The following is a 21425-nucleotide window of genomic DNA, read 5'->3' as shown; positions in this document are numbered from 1 at the left end:
AGCGAGTCGGTCCCACCCCTTCCCATCCCGAACAGGACCGTGAAACGACTCCACGCCGATGATAGTGCGGATTCCCGTGTGAAAGTAGGTAATCGTCAGGCTCCCCAGCAACACCAGAAACCCCACCCCGAAAAGGTGGGGTTTCTGCGTTTACGGCCCTGAAAATTTGGTCAGGAGCGCCGCTCACTCCTTCCCGATCCGCAGCGCGTCCGCGTACCGCGTCAGTTCCAACAAGCACGTCCGACGTCAGAGCGCCGCGCGTCGACATACGCGCAGCTGCAGCGACGGCCGAAGCACAAGCCGTCGACCAGATCCATTCAGCTGCCTTATTTCTCCTGTGCCAGAAATCGCTGCGCCAGCCGAACCCAATATGTCGAGCCGATTGGCAATAGCTCGTCGTTGAAGTCATAGCTCGCGTTGTGCAGCATGCAAGGCCCGGCACCATGTCCTGATTCCCGATGACCACCGTCGCCGTTACCGAGAAATGCGTAGCAGCCCGGCTTCGCCAGCAGCATGAACGAAAAATCCTCGGCGCCCATTGTCGGTTCTACTGAGTCATCGACATTTTCCGCACCGACAACTTCCTTCATGACCGACGTCGCGAAGCGAGTCTCTTCGCTACTGTTGATGGTCGGCGGGTAGTTTCGATGGAAGTGGATATCGACCGAGCAATCGTAAGCCTCGGCCGTGCTCTGGGCGATCTTGCGCATGCGTGTTTCGATCAGATCGAGCGTTTCGGTGGTAAACGTCCGCACGGTCCCTGCGATCCACGCATCGTCCGGGACGACATTGAGGGCGTCGCCGGCGTGAATCTGGGTGATCGACAATACGGCGGTATCGAGCGGTTTCTTGTTTCGAGTGATGATGCTCTGCAGTCCGCTCGCAATCTGAACCGCGGTGAACACCGGGTCGCGGCCGTTGTGCGGCAGCGCCGCGTGTGAGCCCACGCCTTTGATTTCAATGCGAAATTCGTTGCTGGACGCCATGATCGGACCTTCGGTCACACCGAAGTGGCCTGACGGCATGCCCGGCCAGTTGTGAATGCCGAAGACCGCATCGACTGGAAATTTCGTGAACAGGCCATCGTCGATCATTGCCTGCGCGCCGGCGCCGCCTTCTTCTGCCGGTTGAAAGATGAATACGATCGTGCCGTCAAACTCGCCATATTTGACCAGATGCCGCGCAGCGCCAAGCAGCATCGCGGTATGTCCGTCATGGCCGCACGCGTGCATTTTGCCGTCGTTCTGCGAGCGATGGTCGAAGCTGTTTAGCTCCTGAATCGGCAATGCATCCATGTCGGCGCGCAGTCCGATCGAGCGCGATCCGTTGCCACGCTTCAGTACGCCGACTACGCCCGTTTTGCCCAATCCTCGATGAGTCTCGATACCCCAGGACTCAAGTGTCCTGGCAACCAGATCCGCAGTTGCTGTTTCTTCGTAACGCAACTCGGGGTGGGCATGAATGGTTCGTCGAAGGGTTTGAATTTCGCCGTGAGCGGCCTGAATTTCTGGGATCAGTTTCATGATGGTGCGCTTGTGCTTTGCTTTGCGTGGAATCGCTCGGGGCCATATTGCCCGGGCACGTTGATAACCGATTCTACGCCGAAGGCGTTTTTGGCGGCACCATGCAGGTCAACGGGCCACGGAAGTAATAAAATTAGGGATTGCCCCGCCGCTTACTGCTCTCCTGGACGGACCGCCGATGAATGCTCCGACTGAATTCGCCCGCGCGGTGTGTCCGCACGATTGCCCTGATACCTGCGCGATGCGCGTAACCGTCGAAGGCGGGCGGGCGATCAAGGTCGTCGGCGACCCCGATCACCCGCCGACGCAAGGCGCGCTGTGTACCAAGGTCAGCCGCTATGCCGAGCGGGTGCACCATCCGCATCGGTTGACGACTCCGATGAAGCGCGTCGGCTGCAAAGGCGAAGGCCGTTTTGAGCCGGTTAGTTGGGACGAGGCGCTTGAGTTCGCCGCAGCACGTCTGTCGGAGATCGCGAGCCGTGCGCCCGAAGCCATCATGCCCTACAGCTACGCCGGCACGATGGGCCTGGTTCAAGGCGACAGCATTGCGCAACGGTTCTTTCACAAACTCGGCGCATCGCAGTTAGACCGCACGATTTGTGCAGCCGCCGGTGCGGCGGGGCTGAAATACACCTACGGCGCGGGCATTGGCATGCTCACCGAGTTTTTCGGCGAAAGCGAGGTCATCCTGATCTGGGGTTCGAACCCTATCGCTTCGAACCTGCACTTCTGGACACGCGCCCAGGAAGCGAAGCGTCGCGGTGCAAGGCTGATCGCGATCGATCCGTACCGGTCGCTGACGGCGGAAAAATGCCACCAGCACATTGCACTGAAGCCGGGAACTGACGGCGCTTTGGCTCTCGGCATGATCAACGTGTTGATCACGGAAAATCTGCTCGATCACGCCTACATCGCGGCTCACACCTTGGGCTTTGCAGAACTGAAGGATCGCGCACTCAGTTATCCGCCGTCACGTGCAGCTCAAATCTGCGGTGTCGACGAGCAGGTGATCGTCGATCTTGCGCGCCTTTACGGCAGCACAAAAAAGGCCGCGATCCGGATGAACTATGGCCTGCAACGGGTGCGTGGCGGCGGTAACGCGGTGCGCGCAATCGCCTGCTTGCCTTCGCTGACAGGCGCATGGCGCGAGCGGGCGGGTGGTGTGTTGCTGTCTTCGGGCGGATGGGCGCCGGTGGATTCGCACGCGTTGCAGCGCCCGGACCTGATGCCGGGCTGGCCCGCCAGGACTTCGCGCGTCATCAATATGAACGCGATCGGCGACGCGTTGCTGCATCCCGGCGATGCCATGTTCGGCCCGAAAGTCGAGGCGATCATCGTCTATAACTCGAATCCGGTGGCGGTCGCGCCGGACTCGGAACGGGTTGCCGCAGGTTTTGCACGCGAAGATCTGTTCACGATCGTCCTCGAGCACTTTCAGACCGACACCGCGGACTACGCCGATCTGCTTCTGCCTGCCACGACGCAGTTGGAGCATCTCGACGTGCACAAGTCGTACGGACACACGCACGTGATGGTCAACTTGCCGGCAATCGCGCCGGTCGGCGATGCACGCCCGAATACGGAGATCTTCCGCGGCTTGGCGCGCCACATGGGCCTGCAGGAACCGGCGCTTTACGAGAGCGACGACGCTATCGCGCAGTCGGCATTTCACTGGAACGACAAAACGCTGGAAGGCGTGAACTGGGACTCGCTAAAGAAAACCGGCTGGGCCGCGTTGAACCTGCCTGACGCACCATTCGCCGAGGGCGGCTTTCGCACGCCGTCCGGTAAGTGCGAGTTCTTCAGCGAGCGACTCGCGCAGCAAGGGCTCGATCCGTTGCCCGACTACCTGCCGCCTTACGAATCCGAAGACGGTGCGCCCGAGCTCGCTGCCCGTTACCCGCTTGCGATGATCTCGCCGCCTGCCCGTAACTTCCTGAACAGCACCTTCGTGAACATCGAAAGCCTGCGCTCGACAGAGGGCGAGCCGCACCTGGACATCCACCCATCCGACGCGCAGCAGCGAAACATCGCCGACGGTGACCAGGTGCGCATATTCAACGATCGTGGCGCGATGCGGGCGCGCGCCCGTGTCACCGACAAGACACGTAAAGGGCTCGTGGTCGGCCTGTCGATCTGGTGGAAGAAGCTCGCGCCCGACGGCTGTAACGCCAATCAGGTCACCAGCCAGGCGCTCACCGATCTGGGCGGATCGGCCACGTTCTACGACTGCCTCGTCGAAGTCGAACGCGCCTAAAACACGTTCAAAAATCTCGCGGCAGAAGCTCTCAACGGGTTCGAGGTTGCAGTCTAACCTGGCCGCTTTTCACGAATAGCACAGGGATGCCCATGCTACGATGCGTTTTTAGCACGACCATTCGAAAATAAAGGAGGAGACGCTGCATGGACAAAATCTGGCTGAAATCTTATCCACCCGGCGTTCCCGCAGAGATTGACCCGACTCGCTATTCGTCCGTCGCCGAACTGCTCGAAGAAGCCTTCCGCGACCACCGCGCCAAACCGGCGTTTGTCTGCATGGGTAAGGAGATCAGCTACGGCGAACTCGACGAGCTCTCGCGCAAGCTGGCCGCGTGGTTTCAGTCGAAGGGCCTTGCGCGCGGCGCGCGCATCGCGATCATGATGCCGAACGTGCTGCAATATCCAGTCGCGATTGCGGCGATTTTGCGCGCGGGCTACGTGGTGGTGAATGTGAACCCGCTCTACACTCCGCGTGAGCTCGAGCATCAGCTCAAGGACAGCGGCGCGCAAGCGATCATCCTGCTCGAGAACTTCGCTGTCACGCTGCAGGCGATCGTGCGCAATACGTCGATCAAGCACGTCGTCGTCGCCGCAATGGGCGATCTGATGGGCGTGAAGGGCACGCTGGTGAACTTTGTCGTGCGGCGCGTGAAGAAGATGGTGCCGGCGTGGAGCCTGCCGGGTCACGTCAAATTCAACACAGCGATCGCCGAGGGCGGCCGCCAGAGTTTCAAGCCGATCCAGCAAGGTCCGGACGACGTCGCGTTTCTCCAGTACACGGGCGGCACGACCGGCGTGGCCAAGGGCGCGACGCTCCTGCATCGGAACCTGATCGCCAACGTGCTGCAGTCGGAAATCTGGCTCGATCCGGTGCGTGCTAACCGCAAGGACATCGATCAGTTCGTCACGGTTGTTGCGTTGCCGCTTTATCACGTCTTTGCGCTGACGGTCTGCGGGCTGTTGACGATCCGTACCGGCGGCCTTGGTGTGCTGATTCCGAATCCACGCGATATCCCCGGCATGATCAAGGCGCTGGAAGGCTATCCGATCACGACGATTCCCGCCGTCAACACGCTGTACAACGCGATGTTGAACAGCCCGGACTTCCATAAACTCGATTTTTCGAAGCTGATCGCCGCAAATGGCGGTGGTATGGCGGTGCAGGAAGCGGTCGCCAAGCGCTGGTTCGAGCACACGCATACGCCGATCATCGAGGGCTACGGTCTGTCGGAGACCTCCCCGTGCGTCACCTGCAATCCGGTCACCGTCACGGAATATAGCGGCACGATCGGTTTGCCGCTGCCGTCGACGGAAATCTCGATTCGCGACGACGAAGGCAATGAGGTACCGCTCGGCCAGCCGGGAGAAATCTGCATCCGCGGACCGCAGGTGATGGCGGGGTACTGGAATCGTCCGGACGAAACCGCCAAGGTTATGACACCAGATGGCTTCTTTAAATCGGGAGATGTCGGCTTGATGAACGAAAATGGCTTCGTCAAGATCGTGGATCGGAAGAAAGACATGATTCTGGTCTCCGGCTTCAACGTCTATCCGAACGAGATCGAAGACGTGGTTGCCAAGCTGCCGGGCGTGTTCGAAGTCGCCGCGGTCGGCGTGCCCGATCAGCATTCAGGCGAAGCGGTAAAGCTGTTTGTCGTGAAGAAGGACCAGGCGCTTACCGATGCGGACATCTTTGCGTATTGCAAACAGCAATTGACGGGCTACAAACGGCCGAAGATCGTCGAATTCCGGACGGAACTGCCCAAGAGCAATGTCGGCAAGATTCTGCGTCGCGAGTTGCGCGACGGCCGGGCGTAAGCGCGTCACGCGCATCAGGCCCGTCAGGCGTATCGTCCCGGTCAACTCCGACACGAAGTAACGGCTTTGCACGAAAGAAAGAGAAAGGCCCGGCAGACGAAAGTCTGCCGGGCCTTTCTCTTTGAGTCGTCGTATTCACGCAAAAACAGCGGGCGCTGCGATGCGGCGCGCAGCCATAAAAAAAGGCGCCCGAAGGCGCCTTTGAGGCAAACTGCTTTATTACGACTTATTAGAACTTGTGACGGATACCAACGCGAGCTGCGAGTTGATTCTGGTTCGACGAACCCGACAGGCCGTTGATGCCTGCCGTTGCGTCGACCGTAGCACCCGCTGCGTTCAGCGTTTCGCCCAGAGCGTGTTGGTACACACCAATCACGTACACGTCGGTACGCTTGGACAGGAAGTAGTCCACGCCAACCGAACCTTGGTGGTACTGAGCGCGCGATGCGCCGTTGATTTCCGCGCCGCGCGTGTAGTCATACGCTGCGCCGACCAGCAACGCCGGGGTCAACTGATACTTGAAGTTGAGTTCTGCGTTGTTGAACGTAGCCGATTGGCCCTTGAACGGCGACGTGAACGAAGCGCCCAGGTTGCCGAAGCGGATGTTCGAGTACGTCGCACCGATCGTTGCTGCGCCGAACGTGTACGCGCCGCCTGCACCGATCACCTGGTAGGTGTTAGCCGACGTGAAGCCTGCGTAGACCGGCGACGTCACAGCTGCGTTCGCTGCCGTAGTCGTGCCGCCGTTGTTGAACAGGCCGCCCGAAGCTGCCGGGGTACGCGCGTTCAAATAGCCAACGCCCAAGACCAACGGACCGTTGTTGTAGCCAGCGCCCAACGACCAGATCTGGTTCGACGTAACGTTGCCAGCAACACCGCCGAAGCTGTACGTGCCGCCGAACGTCAGGCCGCCGTAGTTTGCGCTCGTGTACTTGACCGTGTTGTTGGTGCGGTACGCGTTGTTGAAGTTGTCGATGTCACCCGGGTGAGCAGCGATGTAGCCGCCCCACTGGTCACCGGCTTCCAGCGGACCAACGTAGTCGACGACGGAGTCGTATTGACGACCCAGCGTGACCGTACCGAATTGGCTCGACAGGCCGACGTAAGCTTGACGACCGAACATCAGGCCGCCTTGACCCAGCTTGCCGTTGTTCACGTCAAAGCCGTTTTCCAACACGAAGATTGCCTTCAGACCGCCGCCCAGATCTTCCGTGCCGCGCAGGCCGAAACGCGAGCCTTGCATGACGCCGCTGGACAGGTTGTACAGGTGCTTGCCACCCGAGTTGGTGTTGATGTTGAAGCCTTCATCAATAATGCCGTACAGGGTCACGCTGCTCTGAGCATGTGCGACGCCTGCGAATGCGCCCAGTGCTGCGAGAGCGAGAAGCGACTTTTTCATCGAATGATCTCCAAGGATTACGAATCTTTTGTACAAGGCGAATATTTGTCTAGCGTTGAGGCCTTGCTTGTCCAACTTCGCGAGAAGTTGCACGTAATGTAACAAAAGGCCTACATGGCACAAAGCAAAAGGAGACGGCCAGGACCGGTCCTGTTTCGTTTACGCAACATGGTCTAAAATCTGAAATTGGCCGTCGGAATCGTTTGAATTCAAGGTCTTCGCGTAGCCGGGTTTACCCCGCAAAGCCTTGTCGCGGGGACCTGTCAACGCGGCGGGGCGGTTGTCGAATCAGGGAGTGCTGAATGTTTCTGGACGAGTTGATTAGCGAGTTTGATAGGGGTTTACGCTCAATGACCGGCGTGTCGCGGATGAGTCGTCCATTGCCGGTTCCGCAAGAATCGGCGGCGGAGCCCACCGAGCTCTCCCCGGCGGAACGCGCCCATGCGGCCGGTTTGATGCGTGTGAACCACGTCGGCGAGGTGTGCGCCCAAGCGCTTTACCAGGCTCAGAAACTCGCAACCAGGTCGCCGTCGTTGCGAGCTGTGTTTAATCACGCTGCCATAGAAGAAGAGGATCATCTGGCGTGGACCGCCAAACGCCTCGAAGCGCTTGATTCGCGACCAAGTCTGTTGAACCCGCTCTGGTATACAGGCGCGCTGGCAATCGGCCTCGCAGCGGGCCGCATGGGTGATCGCGTGAGTCTAGGCTTCATGGCCGAAACCGAGCGCCAGGTCGAACAGCATCTGGATAGCCATCTGGATCAGTTGCCCGCAGCCGACCGCGAGTCGCGCGCGATCGTCGAACAGATGCGCGTAGATGAAGCGGAGCACGGTAAATCCGCTATGGATGCAGGCGGCGTCGAGTTGCCATTCCCCGCACGCGCACTGATGCGCGCAGTATCGAAAGTCATGACCCGCACTGCCTATTACCTATAAGTTCGAGACTTCTGCTCACGCACCGCCTGAGAGTGGGACGACGCCTCGCGCGTCGTCCGCACGAAATACCCGGAACGCCAGCAAACACCTCCCGATCCCGCTTCACGATCTCTTACATTCCGCGCCTTTCCCTCGCACTTTTCACGTATCACCTTCACAAGTTTCACTAGCTCATTCATTTATAACGGTTTTCCGTTTTATGTCTGACGTGAAGGAGTCGCGCTAAGTCCTTGTTCTAACAAACAAAATTCGCTCGAAAAGCGTGTATCTCCCTTGACCCCTGTTTAGCGTTACTCTAAAGTGGGAGACAGTGTGAGAAAGTGTATTTTTGTGTGATCTCACAGGCGGTTTCGGGTAGATTTTCACGAATCGGTCAGCCGGCGCAAAAAACGCCGTTCAGGGGAGAGCGAAGTGTTCCAAGGGGCGTCGGCGCTGACGCTCGATGCGAAAGGGCGGATGTCGATTCCCTCTCGCTATCGGGATGCGCTGCAAACACAGGCAGAGGGCCGGGTGACGATCACCAAGCACCCGGACGGCTGCCTGTTGCTCTTTCCGCGCCCGGAGTGGGAGATCTTCCGCGACAAGGTCGACAAGCTGCCTATGAACGCAGCCTGGTGGAAACGCATTTTTCTCGGCAACGCCATGGACGTCGATATGGACGGCGCGGGCCGCGTGCTCGTGTCGCCGGAATTGCGCGCGGCCGGCTCGCTGGAAAAGGAAGTGAACCTGCTCGGCATGGGTCGCCACTTCGAGTTGTGGGACGCACAAATTTACGCAGCAAAGGAACAGGCAGCGATCGCCGAGGGCATGCCCGAAGCGTTAAAGAATTTCACGTTCTGATCGCGGACTACATATATGGCACCTGCGATGAGAAACGAATTGCAGCATCGCACGGTGCTGCTGGAAGAGGCGGTTGATGCGCTGGTCACACGCGCGGACGGCGTTTATGTGGACGGTACGTTTGGGCGCGGCGGTCATAGCCGCCTGGTGCTGGAGAAGCTGGGTGAAGCCGGGCGCCTGATTGCGTTCGACAAAGACCCGCTCGCCATCACCACGGCTCAGCAGATTGCGGATTCGCGCTTTGGCATCGTGCACGAGAGTTTTGCTTCACTGCGTGACGCGATTGCGGAGCGCGGGGTAGGGCGGGTGTCGGGTGTTTTGCTGGATCTGGGCGTGTCGTCGCCGCAAGTCGACGATCCGGAGCGGGGTTTCAGTTTCCGCGCCGACGGCCCGCTCGACATGCGGATGGACCCGACGCGCGGCGAGTCAGCGGCTGACTGGCTGGCGCGGGCCACGGTGCAGGAACTGACGGAGGTGATACGAGATTATGGGGAAGAACGGTTTGCTTTTCAGATTGCAAAGGCGCTTGTTGCTCGCCGGGCAGAGTCCGACCGTCTTGGGCCTCTCGTCAGCACGGGCGAGCTTGCCCAAATCGTGGCTAACGTCGTCAAAACCCGTGAGAAGGGCAAGGATCCGGCAACCCGCACCTTTCAAGCTATACGGATTCACATCAATCAAGAGCTTGCGGAGCTGCAAGTCGTTTTAGAAGCAGCGTTGTCGCTGTTGGAGCAAGGGGGGCGGCTGGTGGTCATCAGCTTTCATTCGCTCGAGGACCGGATCGTCAAACGATTCATGCAGGCGCACGCCAGTACGCCTGCGGTAGACCGCCGTCTGCCGATTCGTGCAGTCGATCTGCCGAGCCCTCCGCTCAAAATCATTGGCCGCGTGTTCGCCAGCGACGCTGAAGTCGCCGCGAACCCGCGCGCCCGTTCTGCCGTGATGCGTGTGGCGGAGCGGATCGCGCCATGAGCCGCCTCAATATCTTCCTGCTGATGATCGTGATGGGCTGCGCTTTGTCGGTCGTCAACGCTACCAATCAGCAGCGTCAGATCTTTATCCAGTTGCAACGCGCGCAATCGCAGGAGCGCCAGTTGCAGCAGGATTATTCACAGCTTCAATATCAGCAGAGCGCGTTGTCGAAGACGTCGCGCATCGAGCAGATCGCCACTGATTCCCTGAAGATGCAATCGGTCACGACCGGGCGCACCCAGTACCTGACGCTCGACTCAGGCGCCGCCAAGGCTGAGGACGCACCGATCCCGACTTCCGGGCCGGCGTCGGCGCCGCTTGCAAGCCGTCGCGGAGGCGTGCGATGAAAAAATCGTCGACTCGCAAAAGCGTCGCTTTTTCGGCGAACCCGATCCTGTCGGTGCGCCTGCCCATGTGGCGCTCGAAACTCGTCGTGTTCATGCTGTTCATGGCGTTTGTCGCGCTGACCGCGCGCGCCTTCTGGATTCAGGGGCCGGGCAACGCCTTCTATCTGAAGCAGGGTGAAATCCGTTATCAGCGCCGGCTCGAACTGCCGGCCACGCGCGGCAAGATTCTCGACCGCAACGGCCTCGTGCTCGCCACGAGTCTGCCGGTGCGCGCGATCTGGGCGATTCCCGATTCGGTGCCGGACGACCTCGGCGCCGACAAGCTGAACCAGCTCGGCAAGCTGCTCGGCATGACGAACAAGGAGTTGCGCGCCAAGTTGTCCGAGGACAAGAACTTCGTTTATGTGAAGCGGCAGGTGCCGGTCGACGTCGCCGAGAAAGTCACCACGCTGGACATCCCCGGCATTTACGCGCGCGACGAGTACAAGCGCTTCTATCCGGAAGGCGAGATCACGGCTCACCTGATCGGCTTCACCAATGTGGAAGACGAAGGCCAGGAAGGCGTCGAACTCGGCGACCAGAAGTTGCTGGCCGGCATGTCGGGCAGCCGCCGCGTCATTAAAGACCGCATGGGCCACATCATCGAGGACGTGGACGAGCAGGTCGTGCCGCACAACGGCCAGGACGTCGATCTTTCGATCGACAGCAAGATCCAGTACATCGCCTATACGAACCTGAAAGCCGCCGTCGAGAAATTCAAGGCGAAGGCCGGCGCGGCGATGGTGATCGACGTGCGAACCGGCGAAGTGCTCGCACTGGTTAACTACCCGACGTACAACCCGAACGACCGTTCACACCTCACGGGCGACCAGTTGCGCAACCGCATTCTCACGGACACCTTCGAACCGGGCTCGATCATGAAGCCGTTCACGGTGTCGCTCGCGCTCGACCTGCACCGCGTGACGCCGACTACACTGGTAGATACGGGGCCGGGCCGCTTTGTGCTCGACGGTGCGCCGATTACCGACGACAGCGCGTTCGGCGTGCTGACTGTAGGCGGCGTGATCCAGAAGTCGAGCAACATCGGCGCGACAAAGATCGCCATGCAGCTCAAGCCCGAAGAGATGTGGAACATGTACACCAGCATCGGTCTCGGCCAGGCGCCGAAGGTCGGCTTTCCGGGCGCGGCGGCGGGCCGTCTGCGTCCGTGGAAGAGCTGGCGCCGCATCGAACAGGCAACCATGTCGTACGGCTACGGCTTGTCGGTGTCGCTGTTCCAGTTGGGCCGTGCTTACACTGCGATCGCGCATGACGGCGAGATCATGCCGGTGTCGATTTTCCGCACGCCTGGCGATCAGCCGGCCACGGGGCCGCAAATTTTCGCGCCCACCACCGCTCGCGAAGTGCGCGCGATGCTCGAAACCGTCACGGCGCCTGGCGGCACGTCGCCGGATGCGGCCGTGCCGGGTTATCGCGTCGGCGGCAAGAGCGGTACCGCGTACAAGCACGGCGCTCACGGCTACGACCACTCCAAGTACCGCGCTTCGTTCGTCGGCATGGCGCCGATGCCGAATCCGCGCATCGTCGTCGCCGTGTCGGTCGACGAACCGACGGCGGGCAGCCACTTCGGCGGTCAGGTGTCCGGTCCGGTGTTCTCGTCGATTGTCGGCGACACGCTGCGGTCGCTGAATGTGCCGCCGGATATGCCGGTCAAACAGATGGTCGTGTCGGACGACTCGGCGCCTGCCGCGCCAAGCGCACCGCCTTCGCCCGCAACGGTCAAGAAACTTTCCACTAGCGCCGGCGCGAAGAAAATGACGATTGCCGCCAACGCAAAAAGCCATCCCGGAGTTGTGCGATGAGCGCGCTGCGTAAGAAGCACCCAGCGCACCGGCAAATTGCCGACGCACTCAACTGGCTGCACGCTCGCGTGCAGCCAGGCGCGCATCTGCACGCCGACACGCGTTCGCTTGCGGCGGGTGACGCATTTTTCGCCTATGCGGTCGACGGCGCGGACAACCGTCCGTTCATCGACGGCGCGATCGAGCGTGGCGCGGCGGCCGTGCTGGTGCAGCCCGAAGATTTTAGCGGTGCGATCGACTCGTCCACCACGCTGGCCGTGCCGGCGTTGGACGAACTCGCCGGTTCGATTGCGAGCGCCTGGTATAACGATCCGAGCGACGGCATGCTGACGGTCGGCATCACCGGCACGAACGGCAAGACCTCCTGCAGCCAATGGATCTCGGCGGCCATGACCGCGCGCGGCAAGCGTTGCGCGATCATCGGCACGCTCGGCACCGGTCTGCCGGGTCAACTCGTGCATACCGGTTTCACAACGCCCGACGCGCCGCAACTGCAACGCAGTCTCGCGCAATTGCGCGATGCCGGCGCTCAAGCGGTGGCGATGGAAGTGTCGTCGCACGCGCTGCATCAGGGCCGCGTGAATGGCACAGCGTTCGACATCGCTGTGTTCACGAATCTCACGCAAGACCACCTCGACTATCACGGTACGTTCGAAGCCTACGAAACTGCCAAGGCACGCCTGTTCGCATGGCCGGAATTGCGTGCCGCGGTGATCAACCGTGACGACGCTGCCGGTCGCCGTCTGCTCGCGAGCACGAAGGGCCATGCTCGCACGATCGCCTACGGTCTCGACGAAACGCTCAAAGACGCGCCGCAAGCCGATGCGTTGCTGCTCGCCTCGAATGTGCGCGCAACTGCCACCGGCACCGCGTTTCATCTGACCACATCCGACTGGGGCAGCGCCGACGTCGAAGTGCAAACACTCGGCGCTTTCAACGTCAGCAATCTGCTCGGCGTACTCGGTGCATTGCTTGCAGCCGACGTGCCGTTCGACGCAGCGCTTGCCGAACTGGCGAAGCTCGAACCGGTAAATGGCCGCATGCAACGTCTCGGCGGCCGCTTGCAGAACGACGAGCCGCTCGTCGTGATCGATTACGCGCACACCCCGGACGCGCTGGAAAAGACCCTGGAAGCACTGCGCCCGATGGCGGCCGCACGCGGTGGCGAACTGATCTGCATGTTCGGCTGTGGTGGCGACCGCGACGCGACTAAGCGTCCGTTGATGGGCGCGATCGCCGAGAAGCTCGCCGACGGCGTGGTTGTAACCAGCGACAACCCGCGCAGCGAAGATCCGCAGTCGATCATCGAGCAGATCGCCGCGGGCATGAAAGACGCGTCGAAGGCGCGCCGTATCGAGGACCGCGCGAGTGCGATTCTGCAAGCGATCCGCGGCGCCGCGCGCGAAGACGTCATCGTGCTGGCCGGCAAGGGGCATGAAGCAACACAGGAAATCATGGGTAAGAAGCGCGCTTTCTCCGATCAGGACCACGCCCGCCTTGCGCTTGCCGCACGGGCGACGCACGCACGCGGAGGTGGTGAATGACCATGTTCTCGCTGCGTGAAGCCGCCGCGCTGATTCCCGGCGCCACCGTGCTCGGTGATGACAGCGTCACGTTCGAACGCGTTTCGACCGACAGCCGCAGTGTCGGTCCGGGCGATCTTTTCGTCGCGATCAAGGGTGAGCGTTTCGACGCGCATGATTTCCTGCCGGAAGTCGCATCGCGCAACGTCACTGCGGCACTGGTGACGCGCACGCCGCAAGACTGGCGCGTGCCCGCATTGCGCGTAGCCGATACGCGTGTCGCGCTCGGCGCGCTTGCACGCGGCTGGCGGCGCAAATTCAGCATGCCGCTCGTTGCTGTGACGGGCAGCAACGGCAAGACGACGGTCAAGGAAATGATCGCGTCGATATTCGCCGCTGCGGTCGGCGTGGACGCACGCCTCGCAACGGCTGGCAACTTCAACAACGATATCGGCTTGCCGCTCACGCTGTTCCGTCTGCACCCGGGGCATCAACTGGCGGTGGTCGAACTCGGCATGAACCATCCGGGCGAGACCTCGCTGCTCGCGAAGATCGCCGAGCCGACGGTCTCGGTGGTGAACAACGCACAGCGCGAGCACCAGGAATTCATGGCGACGGTCGAAGCCGTCGCGCTCGAACACGCCAGCGTGATTCACGCGCTCTCGCCGGAAGGCGTCGCCGTGTTCCCGGCCGATGATGCCTACGCGAGCATCTGGCGCGTCGCCGCAACCGGCAATCGCATCATCGACTTCGCCTTGAACACCGCCGATCGCGTGACCGAAGCCGCCGTAACCGGCACGTTCACCGGCAATGTTCTAAGCATCCACACACCGGAAGGCCACGTCGACGTCACGCTGCAAGTGCTGGGCGATCACAACGCGCACAACGCGTTGGCCGCGACTTCGGCTGCGCTCGCTGCAGGCGTGTCGCTCGACGCGATCAAGCGCGGCCTCGAATCGTTCGGCGCCGTGAAGGGCCGTCTGCAGGTGAAGCGCGCCGCGCTCGGCACACTCGCCGGCGCAACTGTGATCGATGACACCTACAACGCAAACCCCGATTCGATGCGTGCGGCGATCGACGTGCTCGCGTCGCGCGAATCGCCGCGTGTGCTGGTGATGGGCGACATGGGCGAAGTCGGCGACAACGGCCCGGCGTTTCACCGTGAAATCGGTGCCTACGCCAAAGAACGCGGTATCGACGTGCTGTACGCCATGGGCGACGCCTCGCGTGACGCCTGCACTGCGTATGGCGCGGACGCGCATCACGTCGCCGATGTCGGCACGCTGGTCGCGCAATTGCAGCAGGCGGGTTTTGGCGCGGCTGCAACGCTTCTCGTGAAAGGCTCGCGGTTCATGCAAATGGAACGCGTGGTGGACGCCGTAACGAGTCCACAACCCAACGCAGCGGGCAATACGCCCGCGGCACATTGAAATAGAAGGACCGAAGCATGCTACTGGCGCTGGCGCAATGGCTGCAGAATGACGCAAGCTTCTTGCGCGTGTTCAGTTATCTGACTTTCCGTGCGGTGATGGCCACCATCACCGCGCTGCTGATCGGGCTCGTCTGTGGCCCGGCGGTGATCCGCAAGCTGACCGCGATGAAGGTCGGTCAGGCCGTTCGTAAAGACGGTCCGCAAACGCACCTCGTCAAATCCGGTACGCCGACGATGGGCGGCGTGTTGATTCTGCTCGGCATCGCCGTGGCGACGTTGCTGTGGGCCGATCTGACCAACCGTTTCATCTGGATCGTGATTCTCGTCACGTTCGGTTTCGGCGTGATCGGCTGGGTCGACGATTACCGCAAGGTGGTCTACAAGGACCCGCGCGGCATGTCGTCGCGCGAAAAGTATTTCTGGCAGTCGGTGATCGGCCTGTTCGCGGCGGTGTATCTCGCGTTCAGCGTGTCCGAAGCGAGCAACGTGCGCGTGTTCGACCTGTTCATGGCGTGGGTGCGCAGCGGTTTGTCGATGGGCTTGCCGGCGCGCGCCGACCTGATGCTGCCGTTCGTCAAATCGATCAGCTATCCGCTCGGCGTGTGGGGCTTCATCGTACTGACGTATCTGGTGATCGTCGGCGCGAGTAACGCGGTCAATCTCACCGATGGTCTCGACGGCCTCGTGATCATGCCGGTCGTGCTGGTCGGCGCATCGCTCGGCGTGTTCGCTTATGTGATGGGCAGTTCGGTCTATTCGAAGTACCTGCTGTTTCCACATATCGCCGGTGCCGGCGAGTTGCTGATCTTCTGTTCGGCGATGGGCGGGGCAGGGCTCGCGTTCCTCTGGTTCAACACGCACCCGGCGCAGATGTTCATGGGCGACGTCGGGGCGCTCGCGCTCGGCGGCGCACTTGGTACGGTCGCCGTGATCGTGCGTCAGGAAATCGTGCTCTTCATCATGGGCGGCATTTTCGTCGCGGAGACGCTCTCCGTGATGTTGCAGGTGACGTGGTTCAAATTTACCAAGCGCCGCTACGGCGAAGGCCGGCGTCTCTTCAAGATGGCGCCGCTGCATCACCATTTTGAATTGTCGGGTTGGAAGGAAACGCAGGTGGTCGTGCGCTTCTGGATCATCACCCTGATGTTGTGTCTGTTCGGTTTGTCCACGCTCAAGTTGCGTTAAGTCGTATTTAGGGGAAGCAGGCGATGTTTGGCGAGAAGTTTCGGGATCGGCAAAAGCCGATGGTGCTCGTGCTGGGACTCGGTGAATCCGGTCTCGCGATGGCGCGCTGGTGCGCGCGGCACGGCTGTCGGCTGCGTGTGGCCGATACGCGCGAGGTGCCGCCGAACCTGTCCGCGTTGGAAGCGCACAGCGTCGATGCCGAGTTCGTCGGCGGCCCGTTCTCGCTCTCCTTGCTCGAAGGTGTTGAGCTCGTGGCGATCAGTCCGGGCTTGTCGCCGCTCGCCGCTGACTTGCTGCCGCTCATCACCGCGGCGCGTGAGCGGGACATCCCTGTCTGGGGCGAACTCGAATTCTTCGCGCAAGCCTTGAAGACGCTTGGCGAAAGCGGTTACGTGCCGAAGGTGATTGCGATCACCGGCACCAACGGCAAGACCACGACGACGAGCCTTACCGGCCTGCTGTGCGAACGCGCCGGCAAGAAGGTCGCAGTGGCGGGCAACATCAGCCCGGCCGCGCTCGACAAGCTCAGCGAAGCGATCGACAACACCGCGTTGCCCGACGTGTGGGTGTTGGAGCTGTCGAGCTTCCAGCTGGAAACAGCGCATACGTTTACGCCCGATGCAGCGGTCGTTCTGAACATCACGCAGGATCACCTGGATTGGCATGGTGGGCTCGACGCATACGCTGCCGCGAAGGGCCGCATCTTCGGTACACAAACCGTGCGCGTGCTGAATCGCGACGACGCCCGCGTGATGGCGCTCGCACCTTCGGCCGATAGCGATGCCGCGATGGTCACGTTCGGCGTGACCGAGCCGAAGAACGACGGCGACTATGGTCTGCTGCGCGACAACGGCATGATCTGGCTGGTCGAAGCGCACGATCGCGACGTCAGCGACGAACCCGCGCCGACGCGCCGTCGCAAGAACGAAGTGGCGGCACCGAAGAACATCGCGCTCAAACGGCTGATGCCGGCGGACGCATTGCGTATCCGCGGCCTGCACAATGCCGCCAACGCATTGGCCGCGTATGCCTTGGCGCGCGCGATCGGTCTACCTGGCGCGCCGCTTCTGCACGGCCTGCGCGAATACCGTGGCGAGCCGCATCGGGTGGAATTGATCGCGTCGATCGAAGGCGTCGATTATGTCGACGATAGCAAGGGCACCAATGTCGGCGCGACGGTTGCCGCGCTCGACGGCCTCGCACAGCGCGCAGTCCTGATTGCCGGCGGTGACGGCAAGGGCCAGGATTTCGAGCCGCTCGCCGAACCGGTGATGCGCTGGTGCCGCGCCGTGATGCTGATCGGTCGCGACGCACCGCAGATTCGCGCGGCGCTGGAAGACACCGGCATCGCGATGACCGACCACGCGACGCTCGAAGAAGCGACGCGGGCCGCGACCGCATTGGCGCAACCCGGCGACGCCGTGTTGCTGTCGCCGGCTTGCGCGAGCTTTGACATGTTCAAGGGTTACGCCCACCGCGCGCAGGTGTTCCGCAGCACGGTGGAAGACATCGCGGCAGAACGGGGGACGATGATATGAGCTGGTCGGAACGCTTCGGTTCGCGCCTGGCCGGCTCGCGCGCCGGCAATGGCGATACGGGTAGCACGGGCCGCGCCTCAGGCCGCTCGGGCGGCAGTGGTCTCGCGAGTGCCGTGAACGGCGTGCGTCCGCTGCGCTCGCGGATGCTCGACTACGATCACTCGCTGCTGTGGGTGGTCGTCGCGTTGCTGGGGCTCGGCGTCGTGATGGTGTATTCGGCGTCGATCGCAATGCCCGATTCGCCGAAGTACGCGTCGTACCGCGACTACGCCTTCCTCGTGCGCCAGATCATTTTCGTGGTGATGGGCTCGGTGATCGGTGTCGTGTCGTTCCGCATTCCGATCTCGACGTGGGATAAGTACGCGCCGAAGCTGTTCCTGATTTCGCTGGCCGCGCTGGTGATCGTGCTGATCCCGCACGTCGGTAAGGGCGTGAACGGCGCGCGTCGCTGGATTCCGCTCGGCATCACGAACATGCAGCCGTCGGAAATCATGAAGCTCGCCGTGACGATTTACGCGGCGAACTACACGGTACGCAAACAGGAATACATGCACAGCTTCGCCAAAGGCTTTCTGCCGATGGCGGTTGCAGTGGGTCTCGTCGGCGCATTGCTGCTGCTCGAACCGGACATGGGCGCATTCATGGTGATCGCCGCGATCGCGATGGGCGTGCTGTTCCTCGGGGGCGTGAACGGCAAGCTGTTCGGCGGTCTGGTGGCGACTGCGGTCGGCACGTTCAGCTTGCTCGTGTGGGCGTCGCCATGGCGTCGCGAGCGGATCTTCGCTTATCTCGATCCGTGGGACGACCGTTACGCGCAAGGCAAGGCTTATCAATTGACGCACTCGCTGATCGCTTTCGGGCGCGGCGAATGGTTTGGTGTGGGTTTGGGCGGCAGTGTCGAGAAGCTCAACTATCTGCCGGAAGCGCATACCGACTTCATTCTCGCGGTGATCGGCGAGGAGCTAGGTTTTGTCGGTGTGCTCGTCGTGATCCTGATGTTCTACTGGATCGTGCGCCGCTCATTCGAGATCGGTCGTCAGGCACTCGCACTTGATCGGACGTTTGCCGGGCTGGTCGCGAAGGGCATCGGCATCTGGTTCGGCGCGCAGACCTTTATCAATATGGGCGTGAACCTCGGCCTGCTGCCGACTAAAGGTCTCACGTTGCCGCTCGTGAGCTACGGCGGTTCGGGCATCGTGCTGAACTGCGTGGCGGTGGCCGTGTTGATGCGTGTGGATTATGAGAACCGGGTGCTGATGCGTGGGGGCAAAGTATGACCGCTCTCCCGCAACGCACGCTGATGGTGATGGCCGGTGGCACCGGGGGACACGTGTTCCCGGGGCTCGCGGTCGCGCACCTGATGCAGGCGTGGGGCTGGAAGGTCGTATGGCTCGGCAATCCCGCGGGCATGGAAGCCACGCTGGTGCCGAAGCACGGCATCCCGATGGAATACGTGCGCTTCGGCGGACTGCGCGGCAAGGGCCTGAAGACCAAGCTGATGTTGCCGCTGAATCTGCTGCGCGCCTGCTCGCAGAGTTTGAGCGTGCTGCGTCGCGTGAAGCCGGACGTTGTGCTCGGCATGGGCGGCTACATCACGTTCCCGGCGGGTTTGATGACCGCTTTGAGCGGCCGTCCGCTGGTGCTGCACGAACAGAATTCGATTGCGGGTCTCGCCAACAAGGTGCTCGCGAAAGTCGCGAAACGCGTGCTGGTTGCATTTCCGAATGCGTTGCCGCACGGCGAATGGACCGGCAACCCGATTCGTGCGGAACTTGCGGGCGCAATTGCACCCAAAGCACGCTACGCAGCGCGCAGCGGTCCATTGAATGTGCTGGTGGTGGGCGGCAGTCTGGGCGCGGCGGCATTGAACGAAGTGGTGCCGCGCGCGGTTGCGCTGCTGGCGCCGAATGAACGTCCGCGCATCGTGCATCAGGCGGGCGCGAAGCATATTGAAGCACTGCGTGAGAATTATGCGGCAGCGGGCCTGCAGGCCGGCGCCGATGTCGAACTCGTGCCTTTCATCGACGACATGACGAGCGCGTACGCGAACGCGGATCTGGTGATCTGCCGTTCGGGCGCGATGACGGTGTCGGAGATATCAGCAGTAGGCGTGGCGGCATTCTTCGTGCCGTTCCCGTTTGCAGTAGACGATCACCAAACCACTAATGCAGCGTTCCTCGCCGACAACGGCGCGGCGCTGGTCGTGCAGCAACGCGATCTGTCGGCGGAAATGCTCGCCGACTGGTTGCGCAGCCAGACGCGAGAGACCCTCGCAGAGATGGCAGAGCGTTCGCGCTCGCTCGCGAAACCCGACGCCACGGAACAGGTCGCGCAGATTTGCGCGACTGTGGCGGGTTCGATTTCGGGCGCGAGCCCAGAAGGAAAGCAATGAAACACATCGTCAAACATATTCACTTTGTCGGCATCGGCGGTGTCGGCATGAGCGGCATCGCGGAGGTGCTGGTCAACCTCGGCTATCAGGTGAGCGGCTCGGATCTGTCGAGCAACGCGATCACCGATCGCCTCGCCGCACTCGGCGCGCGCATCGCGATCGGTCACGCGGCGGAGAACATCGAAGGTGCGAACGCCGTGGTTGTTTCCACAGCAGTGCGCAGCGACAACCCGGAAGTGCTGGCCGCGCGTCATCGCCGCATTCCGATCGTGCCGCGCGCCGTGATGCTCGCGGAACTGATGCGCCTGAAGCAGGGCATTGCGATTGCCGGCACGCACGGCAAGACTACGACCACCTCGCTGGTGGCGAGCGTGCTGGCGGCGGGCGGGCTTGATCCGACGTTCGTGATCGGTGGTCGTCTGATCAGTGCGGGCGCGAATGCGCGTCTGGGTACGGGTGATTTCATCGTCGCCGAAGCGGATGAGTCGGATGCGTCGTTCCTGAATCTGTTCCCGGTGATCGAAGTCATCACGAACATCGACGCTGATCACATGGACACCTACGGGCACGACTTCGCGCGGCTCAAGCAGGCGTTCATTGAATTCACGCACCGTCTGCCGTTCTATGGGATAGCGGTGCTGTGCGTCGACGATCCGAACGTGAAGGAGATCCTGCCGTTCGTGTCGAAGCCGATCATTCGCTACGGTTTTGCGCCGGACGCGCAAGTGCGCGCGGTCAATGTAGAAGCGCGCGGCGGCAAGATGCATTTCACGGCACTGCGTGAAGACGCGGCGCCGATCGACATCGTTTTGAACCTGCCGGGCGAGCACAACGTGCAGAACGCTTTGGCCGCAATTGCAATTGCGACTGAACTTGAAGTGAAAGATGCCGATATCCAGCGAGCGCTGGCGGATTTCAACGGCGTGGGCCGACGCTTCCAGCGCTACGGCGAAGTGCCGGTCGTGTCGGAAGGTAAAACGGCCGGCACATACACGCTGGTCGACGATTACGGCCATCACCCGGTTGAAATGGCGGCAACGGTGGCGGCGGCGCGTGGCGCGTTTCCGGGGCGGCGTCTGGTGCTGGCCTTCCAGCCGCACCGCTTTACGCGTACGCGCGATTGCTTCGAAGATTTTGTAAAGGTGTTGTCGACCGTCGACGCGCTTGTGCTGACCGAAGTGTATTCGGCCGGCGAAGCGCCGATCGTCGCCGCGGATGGCCGCGCTCTCGCGCGCGCACTGCGCGTGGCGGGCAAGGTCGAGCCGGTGTTTGTCGATACGGTGGATGAAGTGCCGGACGCGCTCTCAGCAGTGGTGCGCGACGGCGATGTGGTGATCACGATGGGCGCGGGTTCGATCGGCGGTGTGCCGGGACGCCTCGCGCAAGAAACGAAGGTGTGAGTG

Annotated in this window: 16 protein-coding genes and 1 rRNA gene; 15 read left to right on the top strand and 2 right to left on the bottom strand. The window is 61.8% G+C overall.

All coding sequences use genetic code 11. The features are described from left to right. Positions 1-101: ribosomal RNA gene (gene rrf / locus KHO33_RS20685) — 5S ribosomal RNA — on the top strand; the annotation flags it as partial. A 225-nt stretch (positions 102-326) separates the two neighbouring features. On the opposite strand, the gene KHO33_RS20680 is transcribed toward rrf, so the two are convergent. Beyond that, entirely contained in the window at positions 327-1523 is a 1197-nt protein-coding gene (locus KHO33_RS20680; protein WP_200567348.1) for a M20 aminoacylase family protein, read from the bottom strand. Between the two features lie 178 nt (positions 1524-1701). On the opposite strand from KHO33_RS20680, the gene KHO33_RS20675 reads away from it, so the two are divergent. Both KHO33_RS20675 and KHO33_RS20670 read left to right on the top strand, forming a co-directional pair. After that, positions 1702-3780 carry a molybdopterin-containing oxidoreductase family protein gene (locus KHO33_RS20675; protein WP_200567349.1) on the top strand — a complete coding sequence of 693 codons (2079 nt, stop codon included), beginning with the start codon at positions 1702-1704 and terminating at the stop codon, positions 3778-3780. 146 nt (positions 3781-3926) lie between these two features. Continuing rightward, a complete protein-coding gene (locus KHO33_RS20670) occupies positions 3927-5600 on the top strand; it encodes a long-chain fatty acid--CoA ligase (RefSeq protein WP_200567350.1) in 1674 nt (557 codons plus the stop codon). A 229-nt stretch (positions 5601-5829) separates the two neighbouring features. Here the strand turns inward: KHO33_RS20670 and KHO33_RS20665 are convergent, their stop codons facing one another. Then, positions 5830-6999: a porin gene (locus tag KHO33_RS20665; protein ID WP_054040799.1), complete on the bottom strand. Its 1170-nt coding sequence runs from the start codon at positions 6997-6999 to the stop codon at positions 5830-5832. Positions 7000-7301: 302 nt separating this feature from the next. Between KHO33_RS20665 and coq7 the strand changes: the two genes are divergently transcribed. From coq7 to murC, 12 genes are all read left to right on the top strand, one after another. Then, entirely contained in the window at positions 7302-7934 is a 633-nt protein-coding gene (gene coq7, locus KHO33_RS20660) for a 2-polyprenyl-3-methyl-6-methoxy-1,4-benzoquinone monooxygenase (protein WP_054040797.1), read from the top strand. Between the two features lie 411 nt (positions 7935-8345). After that, positions 8346-8774 carry a division/cell wall cluster transcriptional repressor MraZ gene (gene mraZ, locus KHO33_RS20655; protein ID WP_025647927.1) on the top strand — a complete coding sequence of 143 codons (429 nt, stop codon included), beginning with the start codon at positions 8346-8348 and terminating at the stop codon, positions 8772-8774. 15 nt (positions 8775-8789) lie between these two features. Continuing rightward, complete coding sequence (gene rsmH, locus KHO33_RS20650; RefSeq protein WP_200567351.1) at positions 8790-9743, top strand: 16S rRNA (cytosine(1402)-N(4))-methyltransferase RsmH; 954 nt, start codon at positions 8790-8792, stop codon at positions 9741-9743. Next, the gene (gene ftsL, locus KHO33_RS20645; protein WP_200567352.1) at positions 9740-10090 is read left to right on the top strand and encodes a cell division protein FtsL; all 351 of its coding nucleotides are present in this window, start codon (positions 9740-9742) and stop codon (positions 10088-10090) included. Before rsmH ends, ftsL begins: the two co-directional genes overlap by 4 nt. Further along, positions 10087-11952, top strand: a complete 1866-nt coding sequence (locus KHO33_RS20640) for a peptidoglycan D,D-transpeptidase FtsI family protein (protein ID WP_054040793.1) — start codon at positions 10087-10089, stop codon at positions 11950-11952. The genes ftsL and KHO33_RS20640 overlap by 4 nt, the downstream gene beginning before the upstream one ends. After that, a complete protein-coding gene (locus KHO33_RS20635) occupies positions 11949-13496 on the top strand; it encodes a UDP-N-acetylmuramoyl-L-alanyl-D-glutamate--2,6-diaminopimelate ligase (RefSeq protein ID WP_200567353.1) in 1548 nt (515 codons plus the stop codon). Before KHO33_RS20640 ends, KHO33_RS20635 begins: the two co-directional genes overlap by 4 nt. Beyond that, on the top strand, positions 13493-14905 hold the full coding sequence (locus KHO33_RS20630; protein ID WP_200567354.1) for a UDP-N-acetylmuramoyl-tripeptide--D-alanyl-D-alanine ligase: 1413 nt from the start codon (positions 13493-13495) through the stop codon (positions 14903-14905). Before KHO33_RS20635 ends, KHO33_RS20630 begins: the two co-directional genes overlap by 4 nt. A 17-nt stretch (positions 14906-14922) precedes the next feature. Continuing rightward, complete coding sequence (gene mraY, locus KHO33_RS20625) at positions 14923-16092, top strand: phospho-N-acetylmuramoyl-pentapeptide-transferase (protein ID WP_093645262.1); 1170 nt, start codon at positions 14923-14925, stop codon at positions 16090-16092. Positions 16093-16115: 23 nt separating this feature from the next. Continuing rightward, entirely contained in the window at positions 16116-17630 is a 1515-nt protein-coding gene (gene murD, locus KHO33_RS20620) for a UDP-N-acetylmuramoyl-L-alanine--D-glutamate ligase (RefSeq protein WP_054040790.1), read from the top strand. Further along, a complete protein-coding gene (gene ftsW, locus KHO33_RS20615) occupies positions 17627-18907 on the top strand; it encodes a putative lipid II flippase FtsW (RefSeq protein ID WP_054040789.1) in 1281 nt (426 codons plus the stop codon). The genes murD and ftsW overlap by 4 nt, the downstream gene beginning before the upstream one ends. Beyond that, positions 18904-20022, top strand: a complete 1119-nt coding sequence (murG, locus tag KHO33_RS20610) for an undecaprenyldiphospho-muramoylpentapeptide beta-N-acetylglucosaminyltransferase (protein ID WP_054040787.1) — start codon at positions 18904-18906, stop codon at positions 20020-20022. The genes ftsW and murG overlap by 4 nt, the downstream gene beginning before the upstream one ends. Beyond that, positions 20019-21422, top strand: a complete 1404-nt coding sequence (murC, locus tag KHO33_RS20605) for a UDP-N-acetylmuramate--L-alanine ligase (RefSeq protein WP_200567355.1) — start codon at positions 20019-20021, stop codon at positions 21420-21422. Before murG ends, murC begins: the two co-directional genes overlap by 4 nt. Positions 21423-21425 lie beyond the last annotated feature (3 nt).

This window comes from Paraburkholderia nemoris, from assembly GCF_905221015.1.
GTDB lineage: Bacteria > Pseudomonadota > Gammaproteobacteria > Burkholderiales > Burkholderiaceae > Paraburkholderia > Paraburkholderia nemoris.
This window is presented reverse-complemented; position numbering and strand designations above follow the sequence as displayed.

Bases quoted from the DNA above. Each gene is read 5' to 3' on its own strand.
- KHO33_RS20675 (WP_200567349.1), top strand. From the start codon at position 1,702: ATGAATGCTCCGACTGAATTCGCCCGCGCGGTGTGTCCGCACGATTGC.
- ftsL (WP_200567352.1), top strand. From the start codon at position 9,740: ATGAGCCGCCTCAATATCTTCCTGCTGATGATCGTGATGGGCTGCGCT.
- KHO33_RS20630 (WP_200567354.1), top strand. From the start codon at position 13,493: ATGACCATGTTCTCGCTGCGTGAAGCCGCCGCGCTGATTCCCGGCGCC.
- murD (WP_054040790.1), top strand. From the start codon at position 16,116: ATGTTTGGCGAGAAGTTTCGGGATCGGCAAAAGCCGATGGTGCTCGTG.
- rsmH (WP_200567351.1), top strand. From the start codon at position 8,790: ATGGCACCTGCGATGAGAAACGAATTGCAGCATCGCACGGTGCTGCTG.
- murC (WP_200567355.1), top strand. From the start codon at position 20,019: ATGAAACACATCGTCAAACATATTCACTTTGTCGGCATCGGCGGTGTC.
- KHO33_RS20665 (WP_054040799.1), bottom strand. From the start codon at position 6,999: ATGAAAAAGTCGCTTCTCGCTCTCGCAGCACTGGGCGCATTCGCAGGC.
- murG (WP_054040787.1), top strand. From the start codon at position 18,904: ATGACCGCTCTCCCGCAACGCACGCTGATGGTGATGGCCGGTGGCACC.
- coq7 (WP_054040797.1), top strand. From the start codon at position 7,302: ATGTTTCTGGACGAGTTGATTAGCGAGTTTGATAGGGGTTTACGCTCA.
- mraY (WP_093645262.1), top strand. From the start codon at position 14,923: ATGCTACTGGCGCTGGCGCAATGGCTGCAGAATGACGCAAGCTTCTTG.
- KHO33_RS20640 (WP_054040793.1), top strand. From the start codon at position 10,087: ATGAAAAAATCGTCGACTCGCAAAAGCGTCGCTTTTTCGGCGAACCCG.
- ftsW (WP_054040789.1), top strand. From the start codon at position 17,627: ATGAGCTGGTCGGAACGCTTCGGTTCGCGCCTGGCCGGCTCGCGCGCC.
- KHO33_RS20670 (WP_200567350.1), top strand. From the start codon at position 3,927: ATGGACAAAATCTGGCTGAAATCTTATCCACCCGGCGTTCCCGCAGAG.
- KHO33_RS20635 (WP_200567353.1), top strand. From the start codon at position 11,949: ATGAGCGCGCTGCGTAAGAAGCACCCAGCGCACCGGCAAATTGCCGAC.
- KHO33_RS20680 (WP_200567348.1), bottom strand. From the start codon at position 1,523: ATGAAACTGATCCCAGAAATTCAGGCCGCTCACGGCGAAATTCAAACC.